Genomic DNA, 13,181 nt, shown 5'->3' with positions numbered 1-13,181 from the left:
AAAAAGCTTCCAATGCTTGATTTCAGGTCGATCGAAACGTTCCTCTGGGTGGTCAAGCTTGGAAGCTTCCGCGGCGCGGCGCAGCGGCTCAACACGACCCAACCGGCGATTTCCCAACGTATCGCCCAGCTCGAACGCGAGTTGGGCGTAAGGCTGCTCAACCGCGACCATCGCGTGGCCTCGCCGACGCCGAGCGGCCGGCAGATGATGGTCTATGCGGAGAAGCTGATCGGGCTGCGCTCGGAGATGATGGCCGAGATCGGCGATCGCTCCGCGATGCGCGGCGTGCTGCGGCTCGGCGTTGCCGAGACGATCGTGCACACCTGGCTGACGCGCCTCGTCAAGAGCGTCAACGAGGCCTATCCGAACCTGTCGCTGGAAATCGAGGTCGACATCACGCCGAATTTGAGCGCGCGGCTGCTCGCCCAGGAGATCGAGCTGGCCTTCGTGGTGGGACCGCTATCGGCCTCGGGCGTGCAGAGCCGCGTGCTCTGCGACTATCCGATCGGCTTTCTGGCGAGCCCGGCGCTTGGTCTCGGCAATGGCCCGGTGACGCGCCACGAGCTCGCGCGATTTCCGATGATCACCTTCCCACGCAAGACCCAACCCTATGAGGCCGTGCGCGCCGTGTTCGACCGGCCGGACCTGCCGCCGATCCGGCTGCACGCCAGCGCCTCGCTGGCAACGGTGATTCACATGGCGATCGAAGGGCTCGGCATTGCCGTGATCCCCTCGGCTATCGTCGAGAATGAACTGGCCGACGGACGGCTGCAACTGCTCGACACCGACGTCAAGTTGGAGCCGCTGACCTTCAGCGCAAGCTGGCTCACCTCCCCCGACATAGCCGCGGTCGAGCGCGTCGCCGACCTTGCGCATCAAATCGCGCAGGAGAGCCTGTCGGTTGACGAGCCGCTACGGGCGCGTCATTGAACAAATGAAACGACCGTCATTCCGAAGCGTCCGAGGGCCGAACCCGGAATAACAGAATAAGAATGGAACGAGCGCATGAGCCGAGCCGCATCCAACCTGCAGATCGATTCCGCCCGCCTCTGGGGCACGATTCACGAAACCGCAAAATTCGGCGGGACGCCGAAAGGCGGCGTGCGGCGGCTGACGTTGAGCGCCGAGGACAAGCAGGTCCGCGACTGGTTCCGCAAGGCCTGCGAGGACGCCGGGCTGGAAGTTCATGTCGACGCGCTCGGCTCGATGTTCGGCCTGCGCAAAGGCCGCGACATGTCGAAGCCGCCGATCGGGCTCGGCTCGCATCTCGACACCCAGCCGACCGGCGGCAAATATGACGGCGTGCTCGGGACGCTCGCCGCGCTCGAAGTCGTGCGCACGCTCAACGATGCCGGCATCGAGACCGAGATGCCGATCTGCATCTGCAACTGGACCAATGAAGAGGGCTCGCGCTTCGCGCCGGCGATGATGGCCTCCGCCGCCTATGTCGGCGATTTCACCACGGACGACATCCTGTCGCGCAGGGATGCCGAGGGCGTCACGGTCGGCGAGGCGCTTGACAGCATCGGTTATCGCGGCACGGCGCCGGTCGGCACGCAGAAGTTCTCCGGCTTCGTCGAGCTGCATATCGAGCAGGGCCCGATCCTGGAGGCCGAGAACAAGACCATCGGCGTGGTCGATTCCGGCCAGGGCGTCTTGTGGTACGACGGCAAGATCACAGGCTTCGAGAGCCATGCCGGCTCGACGCCGATGCCGCTGCGGCGCGACGCGCTGGCGACGTTGTCGGAGATCGTGCTGGCGATGGAGAGCATCGCCAAGAAACACGGGCCGAACGCGGTCGGCACCATCGGCGAGGCCGTGATCGCAAACCCCTCGCGCAACGTCATTCCCGGCGAGATCGCCTTCACCGTCGATTGCCGCAGCGCGGACGCCGCCATCATGGACGCGCTGGACAAGGATTTGCGCGCCGCGATTGCCGAGATCGCACCGCGACGCAAGGTCGAGGTCACGCTCGACCTGGTCTGGCGCAAGCCGCCGACACATTTCGATCCCAAGCTGGTCGATGCCGTCGAGAACGCCGCAAAGCAGCTCGGCTATTCGCACCGGCGCATCACCTCGGGCGCCGGCCACGACGCCTGCAACCTCAACACCGTGATGCCGGCGGCAATGGTGTTCGTGCCCTGCAAGGATGGCATCAGCCACAACGAGTTCGAGGACGCCACCCAACCCGATTGCGCCGCCGGCGCCAACGTGCTGATGCATACGGTGCTGGCACTCGCCGGCGTCGCGTCCTGATCGGTCCACCAAGCAAGACGGAGATGTGCTGTGCGCGGGGTTTTTGTCGACGCCAATGAATCGCTTGCGGTGATCTTCGAGCGCCTGGAGAAACCAGGCGATCCCAAGGTGCGCGTCCACCGCGATCCCGACATCGCGCCGGATCAATATCCTGTTGTGCTCGACGGCGCCGAAATCGCCATCGTCGACCACACTGCGCTGCCGACCAACATCGCAAAACAGTGCACCGGGCTGAAGCATGTCGTCTTCCTCGGCACCGGCGCGCGCAGCTACATGAATCCGGAGGAGCTCGCCGAGCTCGGCATCTCCGTGCATCTGATCAAGGGCTATGGCGACACTGCCGTAGCCGAATCCGCTGTTGCGCTGATGTGGGCGTCGGCCCGCGTGCTGGCGCAGATGGACCGCGAGATGCGCGCCGGCAACTGGCTGCGCGAAGACGGCATGCAGCTCACCGGCAAGACGCTCGGCCTGATCGGCTTCGGCGGGATCGCGGCCGAAGTCGCGCGTATCGCGCTCGGATCGGGGATGCGCGTGGTCGCCTGGAACCGCTCGCCGAAGAACCATCCGGGCGTCGACTTCGTCGATCTCGACACGCTGCTGGCGCAGAGCCATGTCGTCTCGCTGCATCTCTTGCTCAACGACGATACCCGCGGCTTCATCACCCGCGAGCGCATCGCCGCGATGAAGCCGGGCGTCATCTTCGTCAACACCGCCCGCGCCGCCATCGTCGATGAAGCCGCGATGATCGACGCGCTGAAGTCCGGCCACATCCGCCACGCCGGCCTCGACGTCTTCAACATCGAGCCGCTGCCTGCGGATCATCCGCTGACGAAGCTGCCAAACGTCACGCTCTCAGCGCATTCCGCCTTCCGCACGCCGGAAGCGAGCGAGAACCTGCTGCACGCGGCATGGGAGCATTGCCGGCGGATCGTGAAGGGCTGAGAAATCGTAGGGTGAACAAAGCGAAGCGTGCCCACCACTCCTTGCGACGCTCTTGATGGTGGGCACGCTACGCTTTGCCCACCCTACGCATTGCTGCCCACCATTGCGCACCAAAGCCAAACCCTCATGGTGAGGAGGCGCGCAGCGCCGTCTCGAACCATGAGGCCCTGATCTCGCCCGCGGCCATCCTTCGAGACGCGCGCGATGCGCGCTCCTCAGGATGAGGGCGGCGCAGGCGGAAGCTCTATCAATCCACCATCTCCGCGACCGCCTTGCCGCAGGCGACCGTGTCGGCGTTGCCGCCGAGGTCGCGGGTGCGGAGCGTGCGTTCGGCGAGCGTACGCTCGATCGCGCCGACCACCGCCTCCGCCGCCTGCTTCTCGCCGAGATGCTCCAGCATCATCGCGCCCGACCAGATCATGCCGATCGGGTTGGCAATCCCCTGCCCGGCGATGTCGGGCGCCGAGCCATGCACCGGCTCGAACACCGAGGGGAAATCGCCTTCCGGATTGATGTTGCCCGACGGCGCAATGCCGATGGTGCCGGTGCAGGCCGGGCCGAGATCGGAGAGGATATCCCCGAACAGGTTGGAGCCGACCACGACGTCGAACCAGTCCGGATGCAGCACGAAGTTCGCGGTCAGGATGTCGATGTGGTACTTGTCCCACTTCACGGACGGATATGTCTTCGCCATCGCCTCCACGCGCTCGTCCCAATAGGGCATGGTGATCGAGATGCCGTTCGACTTCGTCGCCGAGGTCAGATGCTTCTTCGGCCGCGACTGCGCGAGGTCGAAGGCGAACTTCAGGATGCGATCGACGCCGATGCGCGTCATCACCGTCTGCTGCGTCACGAACTCGCGCTCGGTGTCCGGGAACATCCGCCCGCCGACCGACGAATATTCGCCTTCGGTGTTCTCGCGCACCACCCAGAAGTCGATGTCGCCGGGTTTGCGGTTCGCAAGCGGCGACGGCACGCCGGGCATCAGCCGCACCGGGCGCAGGTTGACGTACTGGTCGAACTCGCGCCGGAACTTGATCAGCGAGCCCCACAGCGAGACATGATCCGGAATCTTGGCCGGCCAGCCGACCGCGCCGAAATAGATCGCATCATGCTTGCCGATCTTCTCCTTCCAGTCGTCAGGCATCATCTGGCCGTGCTTCTCGTAATAGTCATACGAGGCGAAATCGAAATGGTCGAACTGCACGGCGACGCCATGTTTCTTCGCGGCGGCTTCGAGCACGCGCAGGCCCTCCGGCATCACCTCCTTGCCGATTCCGTCACCGGGAACGACCGCGATCCGATACTGCTTCTTTGCATTGCCCATGAAGAACACCCTTGTGATTTGCCCGGCTCGAGGTGCCGTCTATTCTCGCGCCTTGCAATGGACCAAACTTCGCCCGCGCGCAACGCTGCAGTGCAATGTTGACGGCGAGGCTGCCCGCTGCCTACCAATTTCGCCGCTTTTCCGATCCCCTCCAGCAAGCGAGTATTGCCATGGACCTGCATCTGCGCGGCAAGCGCGTCCTGATCACCGGCGCCTCCAAGGGCATTGGCGCAGCCGCCGCCGAAGCCTTTGCCGAGGAAGGCTGCCACCTCCTGCTGGCCGCCCGCAGCGGCGACCAGTTGAAGGCGCTGGCCGAACGCCTGCGCTCAGCGCACCAGATCGATGCGGCAACATCCGTCGTCGACCTGCGCAAGCCGGAGGATCTGGCGCGACTGGCAAAAGAGGCCGCCGAGATCGACATCCTCGTCAACAATGCCGGCGATATTCCCGGCGGCTCGATCGACAAGATCGACGAGGCGACCTGGCGGCACGCCTGGGAACTCAAGGTGTTCGGCTATATCAATCTCACCCGCGCGATCTACGCGCAGATGAAGGCGCGCGGCGGCGGCGTGATCATCAACGATATCGGCGCCGCCGGCGAGAAGTTCGATGCCAACTACATCGCCGGCAGTGCCGGCAATGCCGCGCTGATGGCGATGACCCGCGCGCTCGGCGGCAAGAGCCTTGCCGACAACATCCGCGTCGTCGGCATCAATCCGGGCCCCGTCAACACCGACCGCCATGTGACGCAGCTCAAGACCCGCGCCAAACACCAGTTCGGCGATGAGAATCGCTACAAGGAATTCCAGAAGACCCTGCCGCTCGGCCGCCCCGCCCACGCGCGCGAAATCGCCGACTTCATGGCGTTCCTGGCGTCCGACCGCGCAGGTTACACGTCCGGCGTGATCTACACGGTGGATGGTGGCATCAGCGCGGGATGGTGACCTTCGGGCTGCATTCACCGTCATTGCGAGCGGAGCGAAGCAATCCATTTCGCCACTTGCGGAGAGATAGATTGCTTCGTCGCTTGCGCTCCTCGCAATGACGGGTGGCCCTAGTTGCTTTCGCACAGCCGCCGGATCAGCATCGTGATCCGACCCTTCGGCGACATGATCTCATTCATGATTGAAAAATGGTCGGCGCCGGGAATCTCCTCATAGGTCACCGGCAATCCATAATTGGCGCGGTGCCCGGCGAAATCCGCGGTCTGCTTGCGGAGTAGCGGCAGTTCGCCGCTGCCGACCACCAGCGACAATGGCTTCAGCGGGCCGTCCGCCTGCAGCATCGGCGAATTGCGGTGGGAGGCCGCCTCATCGAGGCCGAGCTTGACGTTGAGATAGCTCAGCCGGATCGGTTCGAGATCATAGATGCCGCTGATTGCAACGCCTGCCCGGACATGAGGGTTCGACAGCGCCATCGCAGTCAGATGCCCGCCAGCCGACCAGCCGGACACGACCAGCCCGGTCTCAGTCGCGCCCAGCGTGGGCAATTGCTTGGCGAGGAAGTCGATGCCGGCGTGGATCTCGGCGACGATCTCATCAAGCGTCGCCTCCGGCGCCAGCGTATAGCCGATCAGCGCGACATTGATGCCATGCGCCATCGGCCCTTCGGCCATCACGGTGAAGAACTCCTTGGACCGCATCTGCCAGTAGCCGCCGTGGATGAACAGCAGTGTCGGGGCGCGCTCCCCCGCCTGCAGGAAGTCGATGCGGTTGCGCTCCCGCGGGCCGTAGCGGAGATCGATGTGATTGGGATGGCGCTTGCGCAGATCGGCGGAACGCTGGCCCCAGCCTTCCACGATGTCACCGCTGCCTATAACTGCGGCACCGTTGTTGAGGCCGCGATCGCGCTCCTCCTGGCTCATGTCGCGCCAGTCGAGCGCAGAAAAGGGTGTCGTCATCAGCAGATCTCCAGTTCCAGCCATTCCCCCAGCGCGTTCCACTTTGCCGGAAAATGGTCTAGAGCACTATTCCCTCCGCTGTTACGAACTGCAATCAATGGAGATGCGAGTGACGGATCAAGCCCTGGTGCGGGAGAGCGCCTGCACAGTCGTCGACAAGTTGCGGGCGGGCGAGGTCACCCCGCTTGACCTGCTCGATGTCCTGGAAAAACGGATCTCCGAGGTCGACGACAAGGTCAACGCGCTGCCGATCCTGTGTTTCGACCGTGCCCGACAGCACGCCAAGGCGCTGATGCAGAAGCCGGCCACCGGGCGCGGCCTGCTCGCCGGCATGCCCGTTCCAATCAAGGATCTCACCAATGTCGCGGGCGTGCTTACGACGCAGGGTTCGCCGATCTACAAGGACAATGTGCCCGCGCGTTCCGACATCCTGGTCGAGCATCTCGAGAACAATGGCGGCGTGATCTACGGCAAGTCGAATACGCCGGAATTCGGCGCCGGTGCCAACACCTTCAACGAAGTCTTCGGCCCGACGCGAAATCCCTGGGACACCTCGCGCTCGGCGGCCGGCTCGTCCGGCGGTGCGGCGGTCGCGCTCGCAACCGGCATGGCCTGGCTCGCGCATGGCTCCGACATGGGCGGCTCGCTGCGCAACCCCGCGAGCTTTTGCGGCATCGTCGGCCTCAGGCCGAGCATTGGCCGCGTCGCCCATACGCCGGTGGCCGCGATCGACCGCAATCTCGGTGTGCAGGGCCCGATGGCGCGCAATGTCGAGGATCTCGCGCTGCTGCTGGACGCGATGAGCGGCGACCACCCGGCCGATCCGCTGTCGCTGCCGGCGCCCGCGACCTCGTTTCTGTCCGCCGCACGTTCCGGCAGGAAGCCGAAGCGCATCGCCTATTCGCCCGATCTCAGCATCACCCCCGTCGATCCCGAGGTTAAGGCGATCACGCGCAAGGCGGCGGAACGTTTTGCCGAGGCGGGCGCGATCGTCGAAGAGGCGCATCCCGATCTCAGCGAAGCGCATGAATGCTTCCATGTGCTGCGCGCGTTTGATTTCGCGATCAGCAAGGCGGCGCTGCTCCGCACCAAGCGCGACCTGCTGAAGCCCGAGGTGATCTGGAACATCGAGGAAGGCCTGAAGTTGTCGGTCGAGCAGATCGAGCGCGCCGAGGCCCAGCGCGTCGCCATGACGGCACGCACGCTCGAATTCTTCGGAACCTACGACCTGTTGCTGGCACCCGCGACCATCGTCGCGCCGTTCCCGATCGAGAACCGCTATGTCGCCGCATGCGACGGCAAGACGTTCGACAATTACGTGGAGTGGCTCGGCATCGTCTATGCGATCACACTTGCGTGTTGTCCGGCGCTGTCCCTGCCCTGCGGTTTCACCGCCTCCGGTCTGCCGGTCGGATTGCAGATGGTGGCGCCACCGCGCGGCGAGGCCCAGCTATTGGCCGGCGCGAAAGCGCTGGAGGATATTTTGGGCGTGCGTGGCACCACCCCGATTGATCCAAGAGCGCCGCGATAAGAATCTCTCCCTCATGGTGAGGAGGCGCGCAAGCGCCGTCTCCGGACGATGCTTCGCATCGCCGGGAGAACCATGAGGCCCGCCCGGTGGCCTCATCCTTCGAGACGCCGCTTCGCGGCTCCTCAGGATGAGGATCAAGAGCGGTGCCTGACGCGCTCCATCGGCAATTGCGCTGGCGACAATTGACGTGCTACGCGGGCCGCAATCGCTCCCGGGGTCGTGAAGCGCGTCGGGCCGGATGATCAAATTGCCGTGCGTGGAGTTCCAATATGACAGATCAGGCCGCCAGCGTCGCCGACGAACGCCTCGACATTCAGGACGTCGAACGTCGCATCAAGGCGATCTTCATCGGCTCGGTCGGCAATCTCGTCGAGTGGTACGACTTTTACGCCTATACAGCCTTTGCGCTGTATTTCGCGCCGGCGTTCTTTCCGGGCAACGATCCGGTGGTGCAGCAGCTCAATGCAGCCGTGATATTCGCCGCGACCTTCCTGATGCGGCCGCTCGGCGGCTGGCTGTTCGGCTTCATCGCCGACCGCTACGGACGGCGGCTGTCGCTCACGGTCTCCGTGGTCTGCATGTGCTTCGGCTCGCTGATCATCGCGGTGACGCCGACCTACGCCACGATCGGCTTTGCCGCGCCCGTGATCCTTGCGCTGGCGCGCGTCATCGAAGGCCTAAGTCTGGGCGGTGAGTATGGCGCGAGCGCCACCTATCTCAGCGAGGTCGCCGACGCCAAGAATCGCGGCTTCTATTCGAGCTTCCAATACGTCACGTTGATCGGCGGCCAGCTCACCGCGATCATCGTGCTGCTGCTGTTGCAGAAGGTGTTCTTGACGCCGGAAGAGCTGAGGAACTGGGGCTGGCGGATTCCCTTTGCGATCGGTGCGGCGCTTGCCGTGATCGCGGCGGTGATGCGGCGCAGCCTGCAGGAGACCGACGCCTTCGAGGAAGCCAAGAAGGTCAGCAAGCCGACCGGCTCGATCACAAAGCTCCTGAACTATCCGCGTGAGCTCCTGCTGGTGGTCGGACTGACCGCGGGCGGCACCGCGGCGTTCTACACCTTCACCACCTATATGCAGACCTTCGTCAAATTGTCGGTCGGTCTCACCGAGGACCAGACCACGTTTGTGATCTTCGGCTCGCTGATCTTCGCAACCATTCTGCAACCCATCTACGGTGCGCTGTCCGACCGGATCGGCCGCAAGCCGCTGCTGATCTTCTTCGGTGTCGTCGGCACGCTTTCGACCGTGCCGATCCTGACCACGTTGAAAGACACCAAATCGCCCTTCATCGCGTTCCTCTTGATCTGCGCCGCCTGGATCTTCACCGCCGGCTACACGTCGATCAATGCGGTGGTGAAGGCCGAACTGTTCCCGACCAATGTCCGCGCGCTCGGCGTCGGCCTGCCCTACGCGATCACGGTGTCGCTGTTCGGCGGCACGGCACCGGCGATCGCACTCTATTTCAAGAGTCTCGGCCACGAGCAATGGTTCTATTATTACCTCAGCGGCATGATCTTCCTCTCGCTCCTGATCTATGCAACCATGCGCGACACCAAGCATGAATCGGCGATGCATCGCCACGAGTGACAGGTCGCGCCAAGGGTGCACGACAGATGACCGACGACCACGAGCCGCCGCCGGAGAACAAACTGACGCGCAGCAAGGAACGCTGGGCGCGCGAGGGCCGCTTCCTCACCGGCAGGATCGCGCGTCCCGAGGAGCAGCGCCTGCCGCCCGGCCAGCATCTCACCCGCGACTGGCCGACGCTCGATCTCGGATTGACGCCGGAGATTTCCCGCGAGCGCTGGCACCTCGATGTCTATGGCGCGGTCGAACATCCGGTGTTCTGGGACTGGGCACAGTTTACCGCACAGCCGCAGTCGCAATTCGTCTCCGACATTCATTGCGTCACCACCTGGTCGCGCTACGACAATCAGTGGCAGGGTCTTGCGACCCGCGATCTCCTGGCCGCCTGTCAGCCGCTTGAGGATGCGCGTTTCGTGGTGCTGCATTCCTATGACGGCTACACCACCAATCTGGCGCTGGAAGATTTCGCCGCCGAGGACGCGTTGCTCGCCCATAGCTGGTCAGGCAAGCCGCTGACCGAGGAGCATGGCGGCCCGGTGCGGCTCGTGGTGCCGCATCTCTATTTCTGGAAGAGCGCCAAATGGCTGCAGGGGATCGAATTCCTCGCGCAGGATGCGCCGGGCTATTGGGAAGTCCGCGGCTATCACAACCGCGGCGATCCCTGGAAGGAAGAACGTTACTCAGGCGACTAGAACGAGCGCTGGCACTCTTCACCTCTCCCATAGGGAGAGGTCGAATTTCGAGCGTTGCGAGAAATTCGGGTGAGGGGTTACGCTCTATCGAGGGACCTTAACCCCTCACCCGGCGCTGCGCGCCGACCTCTCCCCCGCGGGAGAGGTGAAGAGATGGAGGTGCATCGTGCCGACTGAACGCTTCCAATTCACAAGCTCGGAAGGACACAAGCTCGCCGCCGCGCTCGATACGCCTGACGGCGAGATTCACGCCTATGCGCTGTTTGCGCATTGCTTCACCTGCGGCAAGGACGTGTTGGCGGCCAAGCGCATTGCGGTCGCGCTTGCCGCCAAGGGCATCGCGGTGCTGCGCTTCGATTTCACGGGGCTCGGCTCCAGTGAAGGCGATTTCGCCAATTCGACCTTCTCCTCCAACGTCGCCGATCTCGTCCGTGCCGCCGATCATTTGCGCGAAACCCGGAAAGCGCCCGATCTCCTGATCGGCCACAGCCTGGGCGGCGCCGCGATCCTTGCCGCTGCCGCACAGATTCCGGAGGCGAAGGCCATCGTCACCATCGCCGCGCCGTCCGATCCCGCCCACGTCACCCATTTGCTCAAGGACCACGTCGAGGACATCCGCGAGCAAGGCGAAGTCGAGGTCTCGCTCGCCGGCCGGCCGTTCCGCATCAAGCGCGAATTCCTCGATGACATCGCCGAGCAGAATCTGCTGGCGCAGGTCGCCAAGCTGCACAAGGCGCTGCTGATCATGCACGCGCCGACCGATGACACCGTCGGCATAGAGAACGCCACCAAGCTGTTCATCGCGGCGAAGCACCCCAAGAGCTTCGTCTCACTCGCCGACGCCGATCACCTCCTCGCCGACAAGCGCGACACCACCTATGCCGCCGACGTCATCGCGGCCTGGTCCGAGCGCTATATCGGGCCAGCGGTGCTCGGACCTGCCATAGATCTCACCGAAACGCCGCGCCATGTCGTGGTGCGCGAGACTCGAGACAGCAAGTTCCAGCAGATCGTCACCGTCGGCCCGCACCGATTGCTGGCGGACGAACCGGCCACGGTCGGCGGCGAGGACTCAGGTCCTGGCCCCTACGATCTCGTGCTCGCAGGACTTGGCGCCTGCACCTCGATGACGATGCGCATGTACGCCGACCGCAAGGCGCTGCCGCTCGATCGCGTCACGGTGACGCTGACGCACAGCAAGATCTACGCCAAGGATTGCGCAGAGTGCGAGACGCGCGAAGGCATGCTCGACCAGATCGACCGCGTCATCAAGATCGAGGGCCCATCGCTCGACGACGACCAGCGCAAGCGGCTGATGGAAATCGCCGACAAGTGTCCGGTGCACCGCACGCTGACCTCGGAGGTGCGGATCGTGACGAAGCCTGCGGCTTGACCGGCTGGCGAGACGCGATATCTCCGCGGCGACGCTGCGCCCCCTCTCCCGCTTGCGGGAGAGGGCAGGGTGAGGGTGTCTCCGCATTGGGACTCCCGGTGTGGAGAGAGCCCTCACCCGGATCGCATCTGGCGATGCGATCCGACCTCCCCCGCAAGCGGGGGAGGTGAACCCGCGGAGACAGCCGCTCAGGGCCTCAAAATCACCCTGTCACGTGACGAGCCCGCCACGGCGAGAAATGCGGCTTTCGCCTGCTCCAGCGGATAGATCGCGCTCGCCTTGATCGGAAAGGGCTTCAGGTGCCCGCTGGCGAAACCGGGGCCGAGTTCGCGCAGCACCGCGCCGGCCGCGATCGACGATAGGCCCAGCGTGTCGATGCCAACATAAGTGTGCTGGCCACGATAGAATTCGAGGATGTTGAACTGCACGATGCGGTCGACGGCCGCGATCAGGATCTGCCGGCCGCGCAGCGCCAGCGATTTGTGCGCGGCCCGGAAATAGGGATCGCCGACCGTATTGAAGACGATATCGGCACCCTTGCCGCCGGTGAGCTCGCGCACACGCGCCGCCACATCCGCAGCCGACGCATCGATCATCTCGACCTCGCCGTTGCTGTGTCCTTCATAGGGCTCGCTCTTGCGCGCCACGCCGATGGCACGCGCGCCTTGCCAGGTTGCGATCTGCACCGCCGCCTGCCCAACCTTGCCGTTGACGCCCATGACCAGCACAGTCTCGCCTGGCTTCGGCAGACCCGCACGGCGAAAGCCCTCGATCGCAGTGACAAAGGGCACGCCGATGCCCGCGGCCTCCTCCCACGAAATCCCCTCCGGCTTCTCCACCACCGCCTCGGCCTCGACCGCGAGATGCGTCGCATGCGTGCCGTCACGGCGAATGCCGAGATCGCCGGACGAGCCGAACACCTCCCGCCCGATCCACCCCTCGGGCCCGTCGATCACGACGCCGGCATAGTCACGGCCGGGCGTGCGCGGAAACACCGCGTAAGGCATCAGACCGGTTGCGGCCTTCACGTCGGAGGGATTGATCGCGGCAGCCTTGACCTCGATCAACACCTCGTTCGCCGCGCGCGACAGCGCGCGCGTTTCCACGGTCGGCGCGACGGCAGCCGGGTCGTCAGCCTTGGCCAACAGCCGAACGCAGCGGGCTTGGATTGTTTGGTTGCTTGGTGTCGGCATCGAGGTGTTGGTTCGTTAGGCAGGTTGCGAGGACGAGTGCGGCAATCTGCGTGCCGATAGCTGGCGCAGAGCTGCATAATCGCCGCGTATGAACGCCTCCTTCTTCGCCCTGCTCCATTTCTTGAGCTTGCGCTCGTTCTCGATCGCATCGGTGATGCGATCGAACCATTCCGAATAGACCGGCGTCACCGGCCGGCGCGTCGCGGTGTAACCACCAAGCGTCCCGGCATTATGCTGGGCTACTCTGATCTCAAGCGCGGTCCGCGTAATCCCGATGTAGTAACTGCCATCGGCACATCTCAGAATATAGAGAAACGCCCCTTCAACCATATTCGATCTCCCCATCCCCCAATCT

General features: G+C 64.3%; 12 protein-coding genes. 8 read left to right on the top strand and 4 right to left on the bottom strand.

All coding sequences use genetic code 11. From position 1 onward, the window contains the following. Positions 1–12 precede the first annotated feature (12 nt). The 3 genes from ACVJGD_RS44375 to ACVJGD_RS44365 all read left to right on the top strand — a co-directional run bounded on the left by ACVJGD_RS44375 (position 13) and on the right by ACVJGD_RS44365 (position 3,198). Entirely contained in the window at positions 13–930 is a 918-nt protein-coding gene (locus ACVJGD_RS44375) for a LysR family transcriptional regulator (RefSeq protein WP_456639987.1), read from the top strand. Positions 931–1,005: 75 nt separating this feature from the next. Then, on the top strand, positions 1,006–2,256 hold the full coding sequence (locus ACVJGD_RS44370; protein ID WP_456639986.1) for an allantoate amidohydrolase: 1,251 nt from the start codon (positions 1,006–1,008) through the stop codon (positions 2,254–2,256). 30 nt (positions 2,257–2,286) lie between these two features. Then, on the top strand, positions 2,287–3,198 hold the full coding sequence (locus tag ACVJGD_RS44365) for an NAD(P)-dependent oxidoreductase (RefSeq protein ID WP_456639985.1): 912 nt from the start codon (positions 2,287–2,289) through the stop codon (positions 3,196–3,198). A 247-nt stretch (positions 3,199–3,445) separates the two neighbouring features. On the opposite strand, the gene ACVJGD_RS44360 is transcribed toward ACVJGD_RS44365, so the two are convergent. After that, positions 3,446–4,525 (bottom strand): tartrate dehydrogenase, encoded by a 1,080-nt coding sequence (locus ACVJGD_RS44360; RefSeq protein ID WP_456639984.1) that lies wholly within the window; start codon positions 4,523–4,525, stop codon positions 3,446–3,448. A 170-nt stretch (positions 4,526–4,695) separates the two neighbouring features. Between ACVJGD_RS44360 and ACVJGD_RS44355 the strand changes: the two genes are divergently transcribed. Continuing rightward, a complete protein-coding gene (locus ACVJGD_RS44355; protein ID WP_456639983.1) occupies positions 4,696–5,469 on the top strand; it encodes an SDR family oxidoreductase in 774 nt (257 codons plus the stop codon). A gap of 110 nt (positions 5,470–5,579) precedes the next feature. Here the strand turns inward: ACVJGD_RS44355 and ACVJGD_RS44350 are convergent, their stop codons facing one another. Then, positions 5,580–6,425 carry an alpha/beta hydrolase gene (locus ACVJGD_RS44350; protein ID WP_456639982.1) on the bottom strand — a complete coding sequence of 282 codons (846 nt, stop codon included), beginning with the start codon at positions 6,423–6,425 and terminating at the stop codon, positions 5,580–5,582. A 103-nt stretch (positions 6,426–6,528) separates the two neighbouring features. Here ACVJGD_RS44350 and ACVJGD_RS44345 point away from each other — a divergent pair, with 103 nt between their 5' ends. The 4 genes from ACVJGD_RS44345 (at position 6,529) to ACVJGD_RS44330 (ending at position 11,633) form a co-directional block, all read left to right on the top strand. Then, positions 6,529–7,956 (top strand): amidase, encoded by a 1,428-nt coding sequence (locus ACVJGD_RS44345; RefSeq protein ID WP_456639981.1) that lies wholly within the window; start codon positions 6,529–6,531, stop codon positions 7,954–7,956. 269 nt (positions 7,957–8,225) lie between these two features. Further along, positions 8,226–9,548, top strand: a complete 1,323-nt coding sequence (locus ACVJGD_RS44340) for an MFS transporter (RefSeq protein WP_456639980.1) — start codon at positions 8,226–8,228, stop codon at positions 9,546–9,548. A gap of 26 nt (positions 9,549–9,574) precedes the next feature. Then, on the top strand, positions 9,575–10,240 hold the full coding sequence (locus tag ACVJGD_RS44335) for a sulfite oxidase-like oxidoreductase (protein WP_456639979.1): 666 nt from the start codon (positions 9,575–9,577) through the stop codon (positions 10,238–10,240). Positions 10,241–10,406: 166 nt separating this feature from the next. Continuing rightward, positions 10,407–11,633 carry a bifunctional alpha/beta hydrolase/OsmC family protein gene (locus tag ACVJGD_RS44330; RefSeq protein WP_456639978.1) on the top strand — a complete coding sequence of 409 codons (1,227 nt, stop codon included), beginning with the start codon at positions 10,407–10,409 and terminating at the stop codon, positions 11,631–11,633. A gap of 188 nt (positions 11,634–11,821) precedes the next feature. Here the strand turns inward: ACVJGD_RS44330 and ACVJGD_RS44325 are convergent, their stop codons facing one another. Both ACVJGD_RS44325 and ACVJGD_RS44320 read right to left on the bottom strand, forming a co-directional pair. Then, on the bottom strand, positions 11,822–12,826 hold the full coding sequence (locus ACVJGD_RS44325; RefSeq protein ID WP_456639977.1) for a quinone oxidoreductase family protein: 1,005 nt from the start codon (positions 12,824–12,826) through the stop codon (positions 11,822–11,824). A gap of 15 nt (positions 12,827–12,841) precedes the next feature. Beyond that, on the bottom strand, positions 12,842–13,156 hold the full coding sequence (locus ACVJGD_RS44320; protein WP_456639976.1) for a GIY-YIG nuclease family protein: 315 nt from the start codon (positions 13,154–13,156) through the stop codon (positions 12,842–12,844). Positions 13,157–13,181: the final 25 nt, after the last annotated feature.

Source organism: Bradyrhizobium sp. USDA 10063, assembly GCF_054063735.1.
Note: the sequence above shows the minus strand (reverse complement) of the source record. Positions and strands in the feature narration are given on the sequence as shown.

Bases quoted from the DNA above. Each gene is read 5' to 3' on its own strand.
- ACVJGD_RS44345 (WP_456639981.1), top strand. From the start codon at position 6,529: ATGCGAGTGACGGATCAAGCCCTGGTGCGGGAGAGCGCCTGCACAGTC.
- ACVJGD_RS44355 (WP_456639983.1), top strand. From the start codon at position 4,696: ATGGACCTGCATCTGCGCGGCAAGCGCGTCCTGATCACCGGCGCCTCC.
- ACVJGD_RS44320 (WP_456639976.1), bottom strand. From the start codon at position 13,156: ATGGTTGAAGGGGCGTTTCTCTATATTCTGAGATGTGCCGATGGCAGT.
- ACVJGD_RS44340 (WP_456639980.1), top strand. From the start codon at position 8,226: ATGACAGATCAGGCCGCCAGCGTCGCCGACGAACGCCTCGACATTCAG.
- ACVJGD_RS44335 (WP_456639979.1), top strand. From the start codon at position 9,575: ATGACCGACGACCACGAGCCGCCGCCGGAGAACAAACTGACGCGCAGC.
- ACVJGD_RS44375 (WP_456639987.1), top strand. From the start codon at position 13: ATGCTTGATTTCAGGTCGATCGAAACGTTCCTCTGGGTGGTCAAGCTT.
- ACVJGD_RS44370 (WP_456639986.1), top strand. From the start codon at position 1,006: ATGAGCCGAGCCGCATCCAACCTGCAGATCGATTCCGCCCGCCTCTGG.
- ACVJGD_RS44350 (WP_456639982.1), bottom strand. From the start codon at position 6,425: ATGACGACACCCTTTTCTGCGCTCGACTGGCGCGACATGAGCCAGGAG.
- ACVJGD_RS44360 (WP_456639984.1), bottom strand. From the start codon at position 4,525: ATGGGCAATGCAAAGAAGCAGTATCGGATCGCGGTCGTTCCCGGTGAC.
- ACVJGD_RS44325 (WP_456639977.1), bottom strand. From the start codon at position 12,826: ATGCCGACACCAAGCAACCAAACAATCCAAGCCCGCTGCGTTCGGCTG.